This is a genomic window from Streptomyces sp. NBC_01750 (genome assembly GCF_035918095.1).
Taxonomy (GTDB): Bacteria; Actinomycetota; Actinomycetes; order Streptomycetales; family Streptomycetaceae; genus Streptomyces.
Genome location: NZ_CP109137.1, coordinates 585854 through 605202 on the forward strand (window position 1 = coordinate 585854; position 19349 = coordinate 605202).

The following is a 19349-nucleotide window of genomic DNA, read 5'->3' on the forward strand; positions in this document are numbered from 1 at the left end:
CTCACTTCCTGTAGTTGTAGCAATAGATGTTACGACCACGCCCGTCAAACGGCGGCACCCGCTTGAGGTGCCGGCCTGCACTGCAAAACCGCTGGCACGGTGTCGGGTGGAACGCGATGATCGAACGACAGCACCAAGCGGCCTGAGGGGCGATTTGGCTCACGGAGTGGAGAGAAGCGGAAATGGTCGGGACGCCGGAACTGCGCCACGTCGACGAGGAGATACTCCAAGCACTCCTCGCGGTGGCGGTCAACGACGCGGCACCCGACGAGGTCATGCCACCCGTGGCCGGTCCGCCAGGCTGGACGCCGGCACGGCAGGACGCCTTCCGGGCCTGGCACCGGGCTCGCCGACCTGGTCTGGCCGGTCCGCTCCGAGAAAGCACATTCGCGATCGTCGCCGACGGGCACATCGTGGGATCAGCACGCCTGGCCTGCCGCGACAGTGAAGAGATCCTTGAAACAGGCATGTGGCTCGCACGTTCCGCGCGCGGGCGTGGAATCGGCACCGCGGCCCTCCAGGCACTGCTCAACGAAGCGGCGCGAGGGAACATACGCCTCCTGGTCGCCGAGACCACCGCCACCAACCTCGGGGCAATCGCCGCCTTGCGCCGCAACGACGCCAGGCTCACCACTGACCCGCGCAACGGTCACGTTCATGCCCAACTGCCCCTGAACCAGGCCCAGCCTCCTCCACCGGCGTCACCGAACCCTTGACCTTTCAGCCGTACCCCGCACGAGCCCGCCGGAGCAGGTGCGCCAACACCCTTCTCTGCACTGGAGTCTGCTGCGAAAGTGCTGGTCAAGCCCGTCGCGGTCAGCAAGGTCGTCGGCTGCTACCGTCCGCGTGCATGAACGACAGTGTGTATGTGGGCAACGCGGGCCGAGACGCGGCGATGGACCGAGGATGGCTGCTGGGACACTTCAAGGACACCGGCGATCCCCGGCACAGCGAGGACGTTGAGATCAAGTGGGGTGTCCACCCGCGCGGTGACGAGCGTGCCCAGTGGGTGACGGGCGAGGCGCGGACAGCCCTGCTCGTACTGATCAGCGGCCAATTCCGCGTTGATCTGCCTGGGCGCAGCGTGCTCCTGTCCGAGCAAGGCGACTACGTCGTGTGGGGCCGGGACGTGGAGCACTCCTGGTACGCGGTGGAAGAGTCTGTCGTGATCACGGTTCGATGGCCTTCCGTTCCCGGCTACAGAGTCCCTGATAAGAACAGCCATGCCCGGTCTTCCGTCTGACGCTCATTCACTCTCCCCAGCTCAGGGGTCGGTTGAGGGTTGATCAAAGCCACTCGTCCAGGCTGGTGGAAGCCCCTCGGCGCTCCTCCCCCATCACCCCGTGAGCCCCAACGAGCTGTTCCACCGTTCGGCGATGGTGGCCGCTCGGGCGAAGTGGGTGGCCGCCTCACTGTCGCGGCCGAGGAGCCTTGCCAGTTCGCCGAGCGTGTACGCGACCGGCCGGATCGCCACGGTAAAGCCGGAGGAGGGCGGCGGCGCGTCGCGGTAGGGCAACAGCGACGCGTACAGCTCCTCGGCGCCCGTCTTCTCGCCGAGCGTGACCATCGCCATCGCGCGGAAGGTGGCGAAGACCTTGAAGAAGTAGTCCGTTCGGATGGGCCCGGCCTGTGCCACGACCTGCCGGGCCTCGTCCAGCTGTCCGGCGGCGGCCAGGGCCGCGGCGAGCAGGTCCGCGGACAGCGGGCCGTAGGCGTCGAACGCCTGCCTGGCCTGTGGCAGGGAGGGGGGCCAAGCGTCGGCCGACCCGGACGGGGGCGGAAGGGCGGCGGCGACGGTACGGAGGGCCTCGGCCCAGGCCCAGGCGGCGGGCGCGCCCTCCGCGTCGGTGTTGCGGCCGATCGCGACGAGCCAGCCGTCGCTCCGCAGTCGGCAGGCCAGCCGTTCCAGGAGTGCGGACTTGCCCAGCCCCGCTTCGCCGGTGACCAGTGCGACACCCGGGCCAGTGGTGAGTGCCTGGTCCGCGGCAGTCGTGAGGAGCGCCAGCTCGGACTCACGGCCGACGAACAGGTCTGCGCCGGTGGCGGGTTGGGCGAGTGCGGTGGGTTGTGCGGGAGGAACCGGCGGGCTCGGCCGCCGATGCGGTGAAGCGCCCGTCGCGGCGTGGAGAACCTCCACGCGCTGGGTGAGGATGGCTTCTTCGAGCTCGGTCAGGGCGGGGCCGGGGTCGAGGCCGACCTCGTCGGCGAGGACCGCACGTGCTCGGCGGAGGGCGGCCAGCGCATCGGCCTGTCGGCCGACCGCCCACAGTGCCAGGGCGTGGAGGCGCCAGCCTTCCTCACGCAACGGCTCGTCGCGGGTGAGGAGTTCGGCCTCGGGAATGGTCCCGGTGACATCGGCGGAGCGCAGCCCGGAGGCGACGTGGAGCTCCCTGGCGACGAGTCGTAGCTCCTCCAGGCGCGCGGTCTCGGCGCGGGCCCACGGCTCGTCGGCCGTCTCCGCGTACGCCGGGCCCTGCCACAGCGACAGCGCCTCCTCGAGAAAGCGTCCGGCGGTTTTCGGCTGGGAGTCCAGGATCCCGCGGGCGTCGCGGAGCAGCCGCTCGAAGCGCCAGGCGTCGACGGCGTCGTCGGGCAGGCGCAGCGCGTGACCGGGCGGCGCGCTGACGAGCAGCTTGGCCGGGGTACGCGGTGCCCAGCCGGGCTCGAGGAGTCGACGCAGGTTCGACACGTACGCCTGCAGTGAGGTCACGGCCCTGGCGGGCGGGGCCCCTCGCCAGAGGTCTTCGATCATCCGGTCGACCGGCACGACCTGGCCGCGCGCCGATACCAGCAGGGCCAGGACCGAGCGCTGCCTGCGGCCGCCGAGCGGGACGGGCTCGCCGTTCCACTCGGCTCCGAAGGAACCGAGCACGCGTAGGCACACCATCTCGCCGCACATCGTAGACCGCCGCAGATCTTCCAAGTCCCCATCTATTCCAAGTCCGTTCCAAGTCGATTCCAGGAGCCTGCGACAAGGCTTCTCGCATGGACACCACGAACGATGCGACGGGGACCTGCCCCCACACTCACTAGATGGTGGTCATCCACCGCGGACTCCGTCGGGAGTCACGGCTCCTTGCGGAACTGATCGCGGCGGTGGCTCCCGGCGACACCGCACGGGCCCGGGTACTGACGGACTACTTCCGCGACTACCGGCTCGGCCTGCACAACCATCACCACGGGGAGGACGAGCACCTGTGGCCTCCGCTCCTGGCCCGGGTCGACCTCGAAGCGGACGTGGTCCTGCGCATGGAGGCCCAGCACGAAAAGGTCGCCGCGACCCTGGCGAGGGCCGAGGCGGCCGTGCCCGCCTGGGAGAGAGCGGCGGGTGAGACTGAGCGCGATGTGCTCGTGGCCGCACTCGTCGAGCACCGCGCGGTCCTCGTGGAACACCTCGACGACGAGGAGGAGTCGTTGCTCCCTCTCGCCGAGCGGCACCTGTCCGCGAGGGAGTGGAACGCGCTGGGTGATCACTTCATGGCGAGTATGCCCAAACCCAAGCCGCTCTTCTTCCTCGGCATGGTCCTCGAGGAGGCCGACCGGAGCGAGCGCTCGATGATCCTCGGCCCCCTGCCGCTCCCGGCCCGACTGCTCTGGTACGCCGTCGGCCGTCCCCAGTACGCCCGCAAGATCCGCCGCATCCGCGGTTGAAGGCATGCAGAGCACACCAGTCGGAGCTGACGCATCTCATGGCGATCGCCTCGGCTCACACCCTTCCGTTCCTTCTCCCGGGAGACCTGCAATGACCGTGAAGCACCTCGCCACCGGCCTCGCCGCCCTGGGCGGCGCGTTCATCATCTACATCGGGCTCAGCTATCTGCTCGCCCCTCAGACGGCCGCGGCCGGTTTCGGTGTCCCGACCTGGCCTCGACGGGACGGCACGGCATTCCTCGCCGTCAAAGGAGTGCGCGACATCGCGACCGGCCTGGTCCTCTTCGCGCTCCTCCTGTCCGGGCACCGCAGGGCGCTGGGCTGGGCGATGCTGGCGACAGCCTTCGTTCCCGCCGGGGACATGGTGATCGTCCTGAGCAACAACGGATCGCCCGGCACCGCGTACGGGATCCATGGCCTCACCGCCGTCGCGGTGGCGGTGACCGCCGGTCTGCTCCTGCGCGAGCGCCGACTCCCGGCTACTACCCCTCGGTCCGGCGAAACAGCCTCACGCGCTGGCGTGGGAGCGGGACCGAGCTACCCGCGATGACACAGCCAGGGCGGTGCGCCACTCCGCACGGCTTGATGCCGGACCGCTCCACAGCATCCTGAATCGGTCCAGGTCCTGGAGCAGCGCATCACCCACGACCGTTGGTCGCGCCTTCGGTGACCTTCCGTGGCTCCGGCACGGAAGATCCAGGACCATGCTTGAAGCGACGCCGGCGGCCGGCCCATCCCCCGTCCGGCAGCACCGCCTCATCCCTCGGCGGACGAGCCCGCAAGCGTCCGTCAATCAGCCCCAACACGATCGCGGCAAAGATCGCGATCAAGTGTTCACGGGCGGCCAGATTGGGTTTGACGACAGACTCCAGCACCATCGAGCCGCCGGTGAAGGCGAACAGAACTGGCGCCCGCCGGGTCACCGCAATGTAGGTGAACAGGCCCACCACCGCGGCAGAGGGTCCCGTGTCGAGCACCTGCCCGATCTCGGGCGGCAGTCCCAGCCCCCACCACCCCGGGCCGAGCGCAATCATCACGCGCACGCTGAGCGTGCCGGCCAGCGTCGTGGCGTACGCGACCACCAGCGTCCGGGTGCGGCCCAGGGAAAGTTCGGCAAGCGCGAACGCCAGGAACAACTGCGTGATGCCTGCCCACACCGGCAGATCGAGCGCAGGGACGAACAGCGACACGGGAGTCCGCAACAGGGCAAGAGGCAGCGGCAGGTCGGCACGCACCTCGCCGAGCAGGCGCACCACCACCGCTCCGCTCGGCGTCACATGAATCGCGTGGAAGAAGATGACGCCGAACGTGGCCAGCAACGCCAACGAGACCCCGCCCACGCCTCGGTGCACAAGCCCTCGCACCGGCGCCACGACAACGCCACGCCACTCCCCCAGCAGCGTCCCCCCGACAAAGCGCACCAACCATCTCAACGCGGCGCGCAACTGCCCCCGGACGCCTCCACGCGACACGCCCGGCTCATCGTCGCCGACGGCCTCACCCCCGTCGCTTCGGCTTCTCTCAAGAACGTCATGCCGAACACCCGCCCCACGGGACATCTGCCGACCAACCCCCCTCACGCTCACAGCGCCGAACAATCCTGTCCATCAGCGCATCGGTGTGCCCAAGCACCTCCAGATCGTGCACCAGGTCGAAGAAGGCCTGCACACGGGGCCACGAGGAAGACGCCGAGCGAGGCGATGGAGGCGCCCCACAACTGGTTCGGACGACCAATCAGCGGATGCGCGTTCGACGCGGGTTTTGCCATGAGTCGGGAGCGTACTGGCCCGAACGTCCCTTCTGTTGCCGCCACTTCAGCTCTGCGGAGTGGCCGAAAAGATGCCTCAATCTCCCTTGTCCCGCGCATCACCTTCACCGCCCTCCCGGCTGCTCATAACATGGTCGCCTTACACGACCTGATTGCCGAAGATGCGGGTGAGGACTGGATGGAACGCGAGTCGTGGCGCCCGGACGCCATCGACACGAAGGTGCCCAGCGTGGCGCGTATGTACGACTATCTCCTGGGGGGCGACGACAACTACCAGTCCGACCGTGAGGCCTGCGTGCAGTTGCTGGAGCAGGTTCCCAGCACGAAGACGCTGGCGGTCAACAACCGCCGATTTCTGCAGCGTGTGGTAGGCATGCTGGCCGCCGAGTACGGCGTGCGCCAGTTCATCGACCACGGCTCCGGCCTCCCGACCCAGGACAACGTCCACCAGGTCGCCCAGGCGGTCGACCCCACTTCACGAGTGGTGTACGTCGACAACGACCCGATTGTGCTGGCACATGGTCGAGCTCTGCTGGAAGAGAACGACCGCACCGCCGTCATCCAGGCCGATATGCGGGACACGGAAGGCATTTTCGGTCACGAGGAGACGACAAGGCTGATCGACTTCAGCCAGCCGGTCGCGGCTCTGTTCGTATCGGTGATGCACTGCATCCCGGATGAGTCCGACCCGGGCGGCCTCGTCCGTCGGGTTGCGGAACGCCTCGCGCCCGGAAGCTTCCTAGTCGTCTGCCAGCTCGTCAGCGACCGCCAGGAAATCCGGAAGTTCGTCACCGACTTCATGGCGGAAGCCACCGGAGGTCACTGGGGTCGGGTCCGCGAGGAGCACGAGGTGGCGGAGTACCTCACCGGGCTGGAGATCCTGGAGCCCGGCCTGGTGGAAGTGTCGACCTGGCGGCCGGACTCCGACCTCGCGCCCACCCAGCTGACCGACGAGTGGATCGAGTGGGGCGGCGTCGCCCGGATCCCGTAGCTCCGGCGTCCGACTCGGTCTCCGTATCGAACAGTTCCGGGTGGGATGCGCCTCGCGGCATCCCACCCGGAACGCTGCTGTGTCACGAGCCGGACAAGCGCTTCCTGATCAGCTCGATCGACTCCTTGGGAGTGAGGGCGCACGCCCCGAGCCGGTCCAGCATGTCGCGGTACTGCTCGACGACCTGCGGCTTCTGGCTGAACGTACTGTCAGTCAGGTGCTCGATGTAGACCGCGTCCTTGAGCTCACCGAGTGCGAAACGCAGGTAGGTCACCCCGGTGCCGACGCCGACCGAGGCCGTCACATCCAGCGGAGCGATCTGCAGAACCACACGCCGCTGCTCCATCATCGCGGCGAGATACTCGAGCTGCCCGCGCATCACTTCCGGTCCGCCGACCGTGCGCATCAGCACGGACTCGTCGAGCAGCACCCACAGACGGGGCGCGTCCGGCTGTTCGAGCTGTCGCTGCCGTTCCAGCCGTAGGTCCACCCGCCGCTCCACGTCGTGCGGATAGAGGTGGGCGGGGCCGGAGCGGATGACCGCGTGGGCGTACGCGGGCGTTTGCAGGAGGCCCGGCACATAGAACGGCTCGTAGGTACGGATGGTGGCAGCCGCCCCTTCCAGGGCGACCAGCGGAGCGAAGAAGTCGGACAGTACATCGCTGAACGAGCGCCACCAGTCCGGCCGGCGGGACTGCTGCACCAGCCTCAGGAACTCGGCGACGCGGTCTTCATCACTCACCCCGTACAGGCTCAGCAGCGCCAGAGCGTCAGCGGGCTTGCATCCATGCCGGCCCAGCTCAATTCGGCTGGTCTTCGACCGGGAGAAGCCCAGCTTGGTGTCGACGCCGGACGGGTCGAGTCCAGCGCCGACGCGCAGCTGGCGCAACTTGCCGCCCAGAATCAGTTTCAGGGCGGTCGGGTTGCTCTCGACCGCGCCCAGCGACTCGACGAACAACGACGGGCTCGGTACGCCTGCAGCCATCGCGCGCTCCTGCGGATTATGAGAAGACCACGACATTATCGGGCACAGACTGGAGCCAGCCAGGGGTAACCGGTCGGCCAACGGCTGCTTTCAGCCAATCACAGAGTCGAAATCGCCGGCGCGGGCTCCCGCCACGAAAGCAGCGATCTCGTCCCTGGTGTAGACGAGGGTCGCCCCTTGCGGATCGCGGGAGTTGCGCACGGCCACGCTGCCACCCGGCAGTGCCGCCATCTCCACGCAGTTTCCCGTGGCGTTGCTGTGACTGCTCTTGATCCACGTTACCGAATTCAGCGCACTCGCCCGTATGCCGTTGGAGAACTCCATACCCGCCAGCCCCTCCTTGTTCGTACGTCAGTTCGCCCTGGAACCGGCCATGCAATCCCAGATGCAATTGCATTTTCAGGGCGCGCTCGACAATACTCGTCTCTCATCGGCTGCCGCAGCATCGAACACCGAAGCCTGCAGGGGGACATGACCAGTGGCGACTCACATGTCAACCTCTTCGACGATCAGGGTCGAGCAAGAGGTGCCTCGCCGGCGTGACGAGCACGAGACGTCACCGCTGCCCCAGGGCATATGTGTGGACCCGGCGGACCTCGGCCGGGACGAACACTCCGGCCCCGCCCCGTTCGCCGCCTGCGGCCTGGATGGCCACCTTCAGAACGCCCGTCAGGCACGGCAGTTCGTCAGCATCACCCTGCACAGATGGGCGCTACAACCGCTTCTCCCCGATACGGAGCTGGTCGTCAGCGAACTCGTCACCAACGCCGTCCAGCATGGCTTGACGCACGCCTCGGCGGAGGCCGTGGACTACCCCCTCTGGTTGGGCCTCTTCCGGCATCCCGGATATCTCGTCTGCGCCGTGGCCGACCCGAGCCCGGAACCGCCACGCCCGCGTGCCCCCGACCCCTCGGCGCTCGGGGGCAGGGGGCTTGCCCTGATCGAGGCACTCAGCGATTCCTGGTCCTGGTCCCGGACGCTGCCGTACGGAAAGACCATCTGGGCGACGCTCTCCCTCCCCGGCCCGCCCCGTCCAAAGCCCCGGCCCCTGCACAGGCGTCCCGCGTAGCGCAGCAGCCGGCACCGGATTCGCCTGGCCAACCTTCGACTCCCTGTCAGCCGCGCCCACAACGGCCCTGACGCCCGAGACCCAAGCACGAGCGAGGGCCGTGGCCGGCACGATCCGCACCGACGGAGCGACGGTGGCCGCGAAACTGCTGCTCGACGCAGTCAGCCGGGAAAGGCCGCCCGTCTCCGCGTGCATCACACGGAATCGTCGAGCCAGGGACCGGCAGGGACAGCACGGGGTCGTCCGCCGAGGCGCCGGAGCGAGGGCGCCGTCCGGTTGCCCGAGGTGTAGGCGCGGGCCCGCACTCCGCAGCGGATTGCGCGCCGGCTCGTCGGTGTGCAGCCGTACGCCGGAGAAGTCCGCGCCGAACCGGGTTCGGTGACCACGGTCTCGCCGACCGTCATGGTGACGGCCGCCGTGGTGACAGCCATGCCGCGAAGCGAATGGCGAACTGCGGGCGCAGTCCGGACAGTGGACGGATCGTGACGAGTTCAGAGACTGCCGCTTCGGATATCGCAACGACATCACAAAACGGGTGACGCATGCGATTGATCGAGATGTCCTTCAATTGCATGGTCATTAGCCGTACGCATCAGATCAATTGAAACCTGCTACGCAACCGACCATGGAAGTTGCGAAGTCAAGATCGTAACGATGATACGGATTCCGTAGGTAAATGACCGTTGACGTTGCGGTTTCCGCAGGGTTCCATGACGCCCCGGGAGCAGGTACCACTCATCACGCAGCCGCCGGAGGCGATAGCGCTCCCGCTCGACACCCGTCGCACGAATCGATCGGAACCACCACTCCATGACCGAGACGCTTCGCACCCCCATCCCCGCCGAAGTCCCCGAAGTCCCCCAGGCGGCGGACGGCAGCAGTCCCCAGAAGCTCAAGCGTTCCATCGGTGTGGTGGGCGGCACCCTGCTCACGCTGTCCTGCGTGACGCCCGCCTCCACCCTCTTCGTTGTGGTCCCCGACCTGTTTTCGAGCCTCGGTACCGCGACGGCGCTCACCATCGCCATCGGCTCACTGCTCTGTATCGCAGTCGCCTTCTGCTACTCGGAGCTCGGCACCCTCATCCCGAGCGCCGGCGGCGAGTACGCCATGGTGTCGACCCTGGCCGGCCGGCTCGCGGGCTGGCTCGTCTTCGTGCTGTCCCTCCTCGTCGTGATGATCGTGCCGCCGGTGATCGCCATGGGCACGGCGGACTATCTCGCCCCGATCGTCCACCTCGACCCCTCCTACGCCGGCGCCGCCGTAATGCTGCTCGCCACCCTGGCCGGCCTGCTCGACCTGCGGGCCAACGCCTGGATCACCGGCGTCTTCCTGGTGCTCGAAGTGATCGCCGCGGCTGTCGTCGCCGTCCTCGGGTTCGCCCACTCCGAACGCGGCGCGGGCAGCCTCGTCGACCTGACGGTGGCCGGCTCCCACGGGAAGGCCGACCCCATCACGGCGATGCTGATCGTCTCCGGACTGGCCATCGCGCTCTTTGTCACGCAGGGATTCTCCACCGCGGTCTACCTTTCCGAGGAACTGGACAACCCCCGCCGCAACGTCGCCCGCACCGTCCTCACCACCCTCGCCATCTCCACCGTGATCATCCTGGTGCCGGTCATCGCCATCACCATGGGTGCCCCCGACCTCGTCGCCCTCACGAACGGCGACATCAGCGGCATGGTCACCGCGTGGAGCAACTCTGCCGTCGGCACCTTCGTCAGCCTCTGCGTCGCCCTCGCGATCATCAACGCGGGCATCGTCATGGTCATCCAGAACTCCCGCGTCCTGTTCGCCTCCGCCCGCGACAAGGCCTGGCCCCGGCCCGTGAACAACGCGCTCGCGAAGCTCGGACGCTTCGGCTCCCCCTGGGTCGCCACGCTCGTCGTGGGTGTGCCCGGAGCGCTCCTGTGCTTCATGAACCTGGACACCCTCTACGGCGTCACCGGAGTCTCCGTCACCGGCATGTACCTCCTGGTCGCCGTTGCCGCACTGCTCGCCCGCCGCGGATCGCACGCCGACCAGCCCGCCTGGCGGATGCCGCTGTGGCCTGCCATGCCGGTCCTGCTGATCGCCGTGCTCGCGTACATCCTCAGCCGGCAGGAAGTGACCTACCTGCTGTGGACCGGCGGGATCACGGCCGTCGCCACCCTGTACTGGGTCGGCTACCTCCGCCCGCGCCGCCGGACGAGGTGGCTGGTCTCCATCCCCGAAGACACGCAGGCCTGACACCCTTCCACCGGCGAAGTCCCGGCTGAGCATCACAATGCGACGCACCGGCCGGCTGCAATGGCCGGCAGGCCTCCGCGAGTCGCGGAGGCCTGCCGGCCATTGGCACGACGGGCAAGGAGGCTGTGAGGGCCTCTATCGGCCCGCGACAGCTGCAACGGGGCGGCCGGAACGGCCTGCAGAATCGGCCTCCTGCCGTAACTCCTCATGAGCGGCAGCCCGCATGCCGGCTGCCTCATGGGTCGTCATCCCGACGTGTCCGCCGACATCAGCCTCTCCAGCTTGTCGAGACTCTGAGTCCAGCCTCCCTCGTGCAGGGCGTAACGCTCCTCGGTGGCGAACTGCCCATGTGTGAGTACCAACTCCGTGGACCGACCGCCGAGATCGCGGAGCAGGAGCGTCACTGCCGTCTCCCGGTCATCGGGGTCGGGCTCCTCCCACCGGAACGTAAAGGACAAGCGTGCTGGAGGTTCCACCGCACTGAATTCCCCCGCGAGGTGGAACACATCTCCCTCCGGGGGCTGCATGGCGATCCGGTAGCCACCGCCCGTACGGAGGTCGCTTTCCACCCGCGGGACGGTGAACCCGTCCGGGCCCCACCACTTCGCCAGCTCCCCCGGTTCGGTCAGGGCACGGAACACGACCGCCCGCGGGGCACGCAGGACGCGTTGCAGCCGCAGGGTCAGCCCGGCGTTGTGCGTCATACCGGCCTCCTCGTACCGAAGGCGTCGAGACCAGTCACTGCTCCCATCGTAGGAAGACCGCCTGGGCGGCGCCGCCCGGGAGCCGGCCGCGGAGGCAACGTACGACGGCCGGGCCGCGTCCTTCTGTACGTGATCGAACTCCTCGACCCTTCCAGCTCTGACGACTACGAAGAGACCGTGCTGCCCGGCCCGCTGTGGCGCCATGCCTTGTGGGTGGCGGGCATCACCGTTCTCGGAGTGGGCCTGGGTTGGGCCGGCGCCTTGTTCCGTATCGGCCCCGAGGAATACGGGCTGCCGTCCGCCGCTCCGGGGGCAGTCTGGCCGTATCTGGTCGCCTGGACCGCGACAGGCCTGGGGGCGGCAGCCGCACTGCGGACTGCCGCGGCCAGGGTGCCGGTCTACGCCCCGGGGCAGATCGCAGTCGTGCTCACCCTTCTGGGCACCAGGCTCTCCCTGGGGTGGCGGCCGGAGGCACCTGTGCTGGGTGCGATGGCCGCGGCCGAACTGACGGCGGCGGTCATATGGTGCGCCCTTGCGCTGCGCCCCGGTTCCCGTGACAACCGCGGCGGGGGAAGTACATCCGGCGGGTAAAAGGGCGGAAAGCTACGTCACGATGCCTCATGGCCATGCGGACCGGCGGGCAGCGGGGGCGGCCTCAGCGCGTTCAGGTACCAGCCCGCATCGGTGAATTCCGGTGCCGCGGGATGGCTTCGCCGGTTGATGGCCGGGCGGGAGCCGTACGCCCTGCGGCGCTGACGGGTGTCGTCAGCGCATGCGGCGGAGGAAGGCGTCGACAAGCCGGTCGGTGAAGTCCTTGTCCGCCTGCCGAATGTCGCGACGGGGCGCGTCGGGGCGACGACGGGGCACCTGCTGTGACCTACCTCACCTGCACCTGCTGACCGGGCGCGCGAAGTGCCTGGTCAGCACGGCTCTCCATCAGTCGATGGCCGCCCCGTGGCCGGATTCGTCAGCAAGCTGTCATTGCGGCCAGTTCGACGTCGGATACAGGCTGTGACCGTGTTAGAGCGACGTGTTGTGGTGGTTGTGTACTCCGGAGCGCAGGCCCTGGACATCACCGGACCCATTGAAGTGTTCGATACCGTCAACCGGCTGCTCCCCAAGTCGGGCGCCGCCTACCGGATCGAATTCGTCTCCACCGATGCGCCACTGGTGCGGACCTGTTCAGGGGTGGTGATCGAAGCCGCGCCGCTGGACGCGGGGCAGGGCCCGATCGACACCCTCCTCGTCCCGGGCGGTTGGAGCCTGAAGGACGCGCTGGGGAACCAGGAGCTGATCTCGTGGATCGGCGAGGCGGCCGCCCGGTCGCGGAGAGTCGCGTCCGTATGCGGCGGATCCTTTTTACTGGCCGAGGCGGGCCTGCTCGACGGGCGGCGCGCCACCACGCACTGGGCGTACTGCGAGCAGATGGCCCACCGCTACCCGAAGGTGACGGTGGACCCCGAGCCGATCTTCATCTGGGACGGCCGGTTCGTCACCTCGGCGGGAGTGTCGACCGGCATCGACATGGCCCTCGCCCTCGTGGAGGCCGACCACGGCGCGGCACTCGCGCTGCAGATAGCGCGGTATCTGGTGCTGTTCCTCAAGCGGCACGGAGGACAGTCGCAGTTCAGTGCCGTCCTCGACGCCCAGTTGGCCGATCACGCGCCGATCCGGGCCGCACAGGAGTGGATCCTGGACAACCTCTCGGACCCGCTGCCCGTGGCCGAGATCGCCCAGCGGGCCAACATGAGCCTGCGCAATTTCGCCCGGGTGTTCCGGCGCGAGGTGGGCACGCCGCCCGGCCAATACGTCGAGCGGACACGTATCGCCCGCGCCCGCGAGCTGTTGGAGACCACCGATCTGACGGTCGGCCAGGTAGCGCGCCGCTGCGGATTCGCGGCCCCCGAGACGTTCTTCCGCTCCTTCGGACGAGCCCTGGGACTCACCCCGAACGAGTACCGGCACCGATTTCAAGTCGTCTCGCCGTCCGGCCTCATCTTTCAGCCCGACCAAGCTGACAGGAGCTCCGCATGACAGCCACGACAGCCTTGACTCGCGAGATTCACGACGGAGGCGTGGTACGCCTTGTCGACTACCTTGCCGTGGAGCTGAACAGGGCCGGCGTCACCCACCTGTTCGGCGTCGGCGGTGCGAACATCGAGGACCTGTACGACGCCGTCCACCGCACCGGCACCATCCGAGGCGTCGTCGCCAAACACGAGTTCTCCGCCGTCACGATGGCCGACGGATACGCCCGGGCCACCAGGCGCCTCGGCGTGGTCGCAGCCACCTCGGGCGGCGGTGCGATGAATCTTGTGCCGGGCCTTGCGGAGGCGTACGCCTCCCGGGTGCCGGTGCTGGCCCTCGTGGGACAGCCGCCCACCGGCCAGGAGGGCCTGGGGGCATTCCAGGACTCCAGCGGCAAGGCAGGCTCCTTCGACGCCCAGGAGGTGTTCACGCCCGTCTCCCGGTTCTGCGCCCGGGTCGATGACGCGGACTCGCTCGCGGAGTTGCTGCTCCGGGCGATCACGGCGGCACAGACCGACCCGAAGGGTCCGGCGGTGCTGCTGCTGCCCAAAGACGTGCAGCAGGCACAGATCGACGTACCCGTCCGCGACGCGACGCAGACGCCGGTCGCACCCACCCCGACCGCATCGGCGGCGAGGGTCGAAGCCGAGGCCCTGGACGCCGCGTCGGCCGCGCTTCGCGGCGCCGGCCGAGTCCTCATCATCGCCGGTGAGGGGGTGGCCGCCGCGGGTGCGCGCGCGGAGCTGGCGGAGCTGGCCCGACGGCTCGGGGCCTGGGTGGCGGTCACCCCCGACGCCAAGGATGTGTTCGACAACCGGGACCCCCGGTTCACCGGCGTAGCCGGGGTGATGGGGCATGCAAACGTCGAAGACTGCCTGCGGCGGGCCGACTTCTGCCTGCTGGTCGGCACCCGGCTGCCGGTACTGGCACGCGGCGGGCTCGACCAGGCCCTGGCGGCCACCCCGGTCGTCTGCATCGATCCCGAACCACCCTTCGTGGCCGGCCTCGCGCTGGGCGGAAACCTGCGGGACGCGCTGCGAGGCCTGGCCGGCCGGCTCCCGCCGCACCCGCTCCCCTGCCCGGAACACGCCGGCCCCTTACCGACGCCTCCACCAGCCCCCGTTCCACAGGCCGGTCACGGAACCCTCTCCTACGCCGGGGCCGTCGCCGCGGTCGAGGCGGCACTCCCCCAGGACGCGCACGTCTTCGTCGACGCGGGCAACGCAGGGGCCAGCGCGGTCCATCTGCTTCCCGCACCGCGCCACGGCCGCTTCGTGGTGGCGGTCGGTATGGGCGGCATGGGCTACACCTTCGGTGCCGGCATCGGCGCCGCCCTGGCCACGGGCCAACGCACCTACGTACTCGCCGGCGACGGAGCGTTCTTCATGCACGGGATGGAAGTGCACACCGCCGTGGAGTACGCCGCACCCGTCACCTTCGTGATCTTCAACAACAACGCCCACGCCATGTGCGCCCTCCGCGAAGAGCTCTTCCAGGGCGGCGTCCGCAGCGACGACCTGTTCGCCCGGACCGATATCGCCGCCGGGGTGGCCGCCGCCTTCCCGGCCCTTGATGCCACATGGGCCGGCGATGCCGCGCAACTGCGCCAGGCGCTGCTGCGCAGCAACGCGGGCAGCGGCCCGGCGTTCATCGCGCTGGACTGCGACGCCCGGGAGATCCCGCCGTTCCTTCCCTTCCTGTCCTTCACCGAAAGCACGGACACCGAGAGCGAGGAGACTTCCGATGAGCGCGGACCCGTCCACGTTGGCTGACATTCCCGGCCTGATGCGGATCGAGAACACAGGCAAGCAGGAGCTGACCGCCCACTGCGCGGAACTCACCCACGCGGTCTACCCGCACCACCAGGTCTACGGGCAGTTCTGCACCATCCAGGAGCACATCGACTGCCCGCCGGAGCAGGCCTATGACTACCTGCGCCAGGGCCACCACCTGGAGGAGTGGACCTGCAGCCTGCGGGGCTTCGCGCCCGCCGGCACCCCCGGGCTGTGGATCGGCCGTGACCGGCTGGAGGACGACACCAGGATCTACTGCAGGGTGGTGGCCAACCCCGAGGCCATGACCGTGGACTACCACTGCTCCTGGGACCAGGGCGACAAGCTGTGGATGATTTACCTGATGCGGATCGTCCCGGCCCGCCTGGTGCTCGACAAGCCAGGGTCGGTGATCACCTGGACCAACTGCCGGCACCCGTACTACGACGACAACCCGCACCCCGAGATGGCGCCCCACCCGGACCGGCCGTGGGTGGGCGACTACTGGGATCTGTTCTACGCGGGCCACACCGTGGAGATGAGAAATCTCAAGGCGATCCTGGAGCACCGCTACCACAACGGCCTGCCCGTCAGCGTGCCACCTCCGGCGGCGGTGGTGGTGCGGTGACCACGGTCAGCCTCACCGATGTCGCCAGTTATCTCCCCGGCGAACCGGTCCCTGCGGAGTTCTATACCGAGTACCCCGGAGCCGAGGACAAGCTCCGCGACCACCCCATGTTCAAGGTCCCGCCATTACGGCACCATGTGGCCGCGGACGAGACCAACGCGGACATGATCGAGCGCGCGGTACAGCCCCTGATCGAGCGGCACGGCAGGGATGAGATCCGCGACGTGGATGTGCTGTTGGTGCACAGCCAGGTGCCGGACCTGCCGTTCGTGGGCGCGGGCACCGAAGTGGCACGCCGGCTGGGTCTGCACCCGGAATGGCTGATCGACGTGGCCAACGCGGGCTGCGCGTCATTCGTGTACATGCTCAAACTGGCCCGGCGGCTGCTCACCACCACCGATGCGAGAACCGCCCTGATCTGCAACGCGCAAAGCGCCGCCGGTCAGTGGTTCACCCAGTCCGAGGTGCGCAGGCTCGCCCAGGCCGCGATCCCGGGCGACGGCTGCGGCGTGGGTTACCTGACGACCTCGGCCGGCGCCCCGGTACTGGACGTGGAGACCCGGCACATCGGTGCCTACGCGGGCGACATGACCGTGGTGCTCGACGACGGCCGCAAGTACTGGGAGCCCGGGGAGTCCCAGCTGCGGATCGGGTTCACCGAGGCCGGCGTCGCCAAGGTCCTGGCACGCGGGAACCGTCTCGTGCCGGAGGTGGTCACGGACCTGTGCGGGCGGCTCGGGGTGGCCACCACCGAGATCGACGTCTTCATCACCAACCAGCCCAACCGAACGTTCCTGCGCAACTGGCGGGAAGCACTGCGACTGCCGCCCGAACGGCACCTGCACACGTTCGATCAATGCGGGAATCTGTTCGGGGCCGCGATCCCGGTCACCTTGGACCGCGCCATCCACTCGCAGCGCCTCGAGGACGGCGACCTGGTGGTGCTGGGGGGATTCGCCCACGCCGGCGACTTCGCCGGTGCCGTCGCCATCCGCTGGCACGGCGGGCGGGGATGACCCATGGATATCCCCTGGATATCCCCGCCCTGCACCGGCCGACGCCCAACGAAGGCCCGTAGACGCCGCTGCCGTCGGCACGGGAAGCGATGTCGGGCCGCGTCCGGTCGGATCGGAACAGGGGCGACTTCGGGGGGACACGCGCCGCAGTGTTCGCCGGGTGCGGGGCGTGGCGGTGTCACCAAGGGCCGGAAGCGAGATCGGCCCGGTCTGCCGGGTTCCCGCAGTCCAAGGCACGCCCCCAGCCGTGCCCGCCTCAAGGCCTCTTCGTCGTGAGCGAGTTGCAGCGCTACGGCACAGTTCGGATCTTGCCCGTGTCGCTGGGATGCTTCACCATCAAGCCATGTGGTTTTTTCTGGTACCTCTCCTGTCGCTATTTGCGCTCGCCGCCTGGATCGACTGGAAAGCACGACAGCGCAGAAGTCATGTTCGTGCCGGAGCAGCCGTATGGAGGGATGTGCGGGATGCCCGCCGCGATGGGCGCGCCTGGGAGGCTGGATCTCTGGGACACAGCGGCGAAGACACCTCCTGGATGAAGAAGCGTTGAGCCTGCTCTTTGACCTGGCGTCAGTCTGACGTGGCTGTTCCCGGTCAAAAGCACACCCGAACTTTGAGAATCTCTCGACTTCGGGATCCAGCGGGTCGATGAGCGCGACCAAGTGCTGACTGATCCGGGCGGCACTCTTGGGCATGCCGTTCGGCTGCGGGCCAGGCTGATGCCCGACTGCGAGAGCGGCTGCAAGCACGTCCTGATCTCCGTCGGCTGCCACCCGCCACCCCGCGCGACAGCGTCACACCGAGGCATCAGCCCTCGCCCACGCCCGGCCCCCGCAGCGCCACGTGACGGAACTCCAGGAGCACGGCACGGGGCCGGTCCGGCTCCAAGGCAGGTGCGAGTGGTACATCGACCCCCGCGAGCGCCCGGCGAGGCGTCTCGCCGTTGCCGCCGAGTCTCACTTAACTGTCGCAGAAGGCCGTGCGCACAATCGGCGCACCCGCTGCTTCCCCGAGGGGGGTCATGCCTTCGAACCAACACCCGACGGGGACGACTGCGGGGCGGGTGCTGCGGAACCCGAAGATCTGGGTGCTGCCCACGGTCGTTGTCGGAGTGGTGTCCCTGCTGCTGTCCCTCATCTACATGGGCGGCATCCTCAACCCGCGCAGCGATTTGCATCGCATGCCCATCGGGCTGGTCAATGCCGACCGGGGCGCCACGGTGACGGGACAGCGGGTGAACCTTGGAGCGCAGATCACCGCGGACATCAAGGCCTCGCCCGACCCGCGGGAACAGGTCTCCTGGCGGGTTCTGGACGCTGCAGAGGCCAGAGACGGCCTGGCCTCGGGCAACCTGTACGGAGTCCTCGAGGTGCCACAGGACTTCTCCGCCTCGGTGGCAGCGCTGAACGCCACCGGAGAGCGAGCGGCGGGCAGGCCGACGATGACCGTGTTCACCAATCCTTCGGCCGGCAGCCTGGGCGCGTCGCTGGCCGCCTCGATCGCCCAACAGGCAGCACACACCGCATCCAAGCAACTGGGCCGCTCGCTCACCGACCGTCTCCAGGACCAGGGCGGCCAAGTGACCAACGCCGAGCGGCTCTTGCTCGCCGACCCGGTCTCGGTCGAGGTGAAGGTCGGTCATCCGGTCGGCGCGCACAGCGGCCTCGGGCTGAGCGCCTTCTACTACACGTTGCTGCTGGTTCTGGTCGGCTTCCTGGGCGGCAACGTGATCAGCAACAGCGTCGACGTCGGTCTCGGCTATGCGGCCAGCGAGATCGGGCCCCTGCGCAGACAGCGGCCCACGGTGCCCATCTCGCGCACGCAGACGTTCATGGTCACCTGCGCGATGTCGGTCGTACTGTCCTTGCTGACGTCCAGTCTGATCCTCCTCGCCAGTGTCGTGATCCTGGGGATGGACGCCTTCCACATCCCGCTGCTCTGGTTCTTCTCGGTGTGCGCCTCGGCCACGGTGGGGGTCGGCGTCCAGGCCCTCAACGCCGCGTTCGGCGGGATCGGGCAACTGGTGAGCATGTTCGTCTTCATCGCCCTGTCCCTGCCGTCCTCCGGAGCCACCATCCCGCTGCAGGCGCTTCCCGACTTCTATCGCGTGCTGTCGTACTTCGAGCCAATGCGCCAGCTCACCGACGGAGTCCGTTCGATCCTGTACTTCGACGCGCGGGCCGACGCCGGCCTCACCCGGGCGTGGACCATGATGGGCATCGGTATGGTGGCCGCCCTGCTCTTCGGCTTCGCCATGACCAGGTACTACGACCGCAAGGGTCTGCACCGCATCGTGCCCGAGCCGGCCGAGCACCCCACGCCGGTCAGCTGAGCTCCGCCGGACCCATCGAGGGCCGAGACATTGTCCTGGTCGATGCCGGCGAACGCATCGCCGCGTCTCGAGCGGCTGGGCCGGTCGCCTGCGGACTTCGGCATTGGTGGCGTAGCGGGGCGACCCGGGGGGTGCCACGGTGCCGAATGCGTGACGTCAGGCCAGGGCGCCGGATGCGGGAG

At 68.6% G+C, this 19349-nt stretch carries 19 protein-coding genes; 13 read left to right on the top strand and 6 right to left on the bottom strand.

Annotation, left to right across the window (positions count from 1 at the left end; genetic code table 11):
- Positions 1-182 precede the first annotated feature (182 nt).
- Both OG966_RS02690 and OG966_RS02695 read left to right on the top strand, forming a co-directional pair.
- Positions 183-716, top strand: coding sequence for a GNAT family N-acetyltransferase (locus OG966_RS02690; protein WP_326647688.1), 534 nt, complete (start codon positions 183-185; stop codon positions 714-716).
- Between the two features lie 134 nt (positions 717-850).
- On the top strand, positions 851-1243 hold the full coding sequence (locus OG966_RS02695) for a signal peptidase I (protein ID WP_326647689.1): 393 nt from the start codon (positions 851-853) through the stop codon (positions 1241-1243).
- Positions 1244-1336: 93 nt separating this feature from the next.
- Here OG966_RS02695 and OG966_RS02700 read toward each other — a convergent pair whose 3' ends face one another.
- Positions 1337-2872, bottom strand: coding sequence for a BTAD domain-containing putative transcriptional regulator (locus OG966_RS02700; protein WP_326647691.1), 1536 nt, complete (start codon positions 2870-2872; stop codon positions 1337-1339).
- Between the two features lie 161 nt (positions 2873-3033).
- On the opposite strand from OG966_RS02700, the gene OG966_RS02705 reads away from it, so the two are divergent.
- The gene (locus tag OG966_RS02705) at positions 3034-3651 is read left to right on the top strand and encodes a hemerythrin domain-containing protein (RefSeq protein WP_326647692.1); all 618 of its coding nucleotides are present in this window, start codon (positions 3034-3036) and stop codon (positions 3649-3651) included.
- 91 nt (positions 3652-3742) lie between these two features.
- Positions 3743-4201 carry a DUF4267 domain-containing protein gene (locus OG966_RS02710; protein WP_326647693.1) on the top strand — a complete coding sequence of 153 codons (459 nt, stop codon included), beginning with the start codon at positions 3743-3745 and terminating at the stop codon, positions 4199-4201.
- Positions 4202-4289: 88 nt separating this feature from the next.
- Here OG966_RS02710 and OG966_RS02715 read toward each other — a convergent pair whose 3' ends face one another.
- On the bottom strand, positions 4290-4976 hold the full coding sequence (locus OG966_RS02715) for a hypothetical protein (protein WP_406733233.1): 687 nt from the start codon (positions 4974-4976) through the stop codon (positions 4290-4292).
- 621 nt (positions 4977-5597) lie between these two features.
- Here OG966_RS02715 and OG966_RS02720 point away from each other — a divergent pair.
- Positions 5598-6410, top strand: coding sequence for an SAM-dependent methyltransferase (locus tag OG966_RS02720; RefSeq protein ID WP_326655057.1), 813 nt, complete (start codon positions 5598-5600; stop codon positions 6408-6410).
- Positions 6411-6492: 82 nt separating this feature from the next.
- Here the strand turns inward: OG966_RS02720 and OG966_RS02725 are convergent, their stop codons facing one another.
- The gene (locus OG966_RS02725) at positions 6493-7395 is read right to left on the bottom strand and encodes a helix-turn-helix domain-containing protein (protein WP_326647695.1); all 903 of its coding nucleotides are present in this window, start codon (positions 7393-7395) and stop codon (positions 6493-6495) included.
- A gap of 90 nt (positions 7396-7485) precedes the next feature.
- Positions 7486-7719: a DUF397 domain-containing protein gene (locus OG966_RS02730; RefSeq protein WP_326647697.1), complete on the bottom strand. Its 234-nt coding sequence runs from the start codon at positions 7717-7719 to the stop codon at positions 7486-7488.
- Between the two features lie 166 nt (positions 7720-7885).
- Here OG966_RS02730 and OG966_RS02735 point away from each other — a divergent pair, with 166 nt between their 5' ends.
- The gene (locus tag OG966_RS02735) at positions 7886-8464 is read left to right on the top strand and encodes an ATP-binding protein (RefSeq protein WP_326647698.1); all 579 of its coding nucleotides are present in this window, start codon (positions 7886-7888) and stop codon (positions 8462-8464) included.
- A gap of 194 nt (positions 8465-8658) precedes the next feature.
- Here OG966_RS02735 and OG966_RS02745 read toward each other — a convergent pair whose 3' ends face one another.
- On the bottom strand, positions 8659-8895 hold the full coding sequence (locus OG966_RS02745; protein ID WP_326647699.1) for a hypothetical protein: 237 nt from the start codon (positions 8893-8895) through the stop codon (positions 8659-8661).
- A 379-nt stretch (positions 8896-9274) separates the two neighbouring features.
- Here OG966_RS02745 and OG966_RS02750 point away from each other — a divergent pair, with 379 nt between their 5' ends.
- A complete protein-coding gene (locus tag OG966_RS02750; protein ID WP_326647700.1) occupies positions 9275-10690 on the top strand; it encodes an APC family permease in 1416 nt (471 codons plus the stop codon).
- Between the two features lie 245 nt (positions 10691-10935).
- On the opposite strand, the gene OG966_RS02755 is transcribed toward OG966_RS02750, so the two are convergent.
- Positions 10936-11394 (bottom strand): SRPBCC family protein, encoded by a 459-nt coding sequence (locus OG966_RS02755; RefSeq protein WP_326647702.1) that lies wholly within the window; start codon positions 11392-11394, stop codon positions 10936-10938.
- 132 nt (positions 11395-11526) lie between these two features.
- On the opposite strand from OG966_RS02755, the gene OG966_RS02760 reads away from it, so the two are divergent.
- The 6 genes from OG966_RS02760 (at position 11527) to OG966_RS02785 (ending at position 19167) form a co-directional block, all read left to right on the top strand.
- Positions 11527-11985 (top strand): hypothetical protein, encoded by a 459-nt coding sequence (locus tag OG966_RS02760; RefSeq protein ID WP_326655058.1) that lies wholly within the window; start codon positions 11527-11529, stop codon positions 11983-11985.
- A gap of 426 nt (positions 11986-12411) precedes the next feature.
- Complete coding sequence (locus OG966_RS02765) at positions 12412-13428, top strand: GlxA family transcriptional regulator (protein ID WP_326647703.1); 1017 nt, start codon at positions 12412-12414, stop codon at positions 13426-13428.
- Complete coding sequence (locus OG966_RS02770; protein ID WP_326647705.1) at positions 13425-15194, top strand: thiamine pyrophosphate-binding protein; 1770 nt, start codon at positions 13425-13427, stop codon at positions 15192-15194. Before OG966_RS02765 ends, OG966_RS02770 begins: the two co-directional genes overlap by 4 nt.
- Entirely contained in the window at positions 15166-15822 is a 657-nt protein-coding gene (locus OG966_RS02775) for an SRPBCC family protein (protein ID WP_326647706.1), read from the top strand. The genes OG966_RS02770 and OG966_RS02775 overlap by 29 nt, the downstream gene beginning before the upstream one ends.
- Positions 15819-16838 carry a 3-oxoacyl-ACP synthase III family protein gene (locus OG966_RS02780; RefSeq protein ID WP_326647707.1) on the top strand — a complete coding sequence of 340 codons (1020 nt, stop codon included), beginning with the start codon at positions 15819-15821 and terminating at the stop codon, positions 16836-16838. Before OG966_RS02775 ends, OG966_RS02780 begins: the two co-directional genes overlap by 4 nt.
- Before the next feature lie 1018 nt (positions 16839-17856).
- Positions 17857-19167: a YhgE/Pip domain-containing protein gene (locus OG966_RS02785; protein WP_326647708.1), complete on the top strand. Its 1311-nt coding sequence runs from the start codon at positions 17857-17859 to the stop codon at positions 19165-19167.
- The last annotated feature ends 182 nt before the right edge of the window (positions 19168-19349 follow it).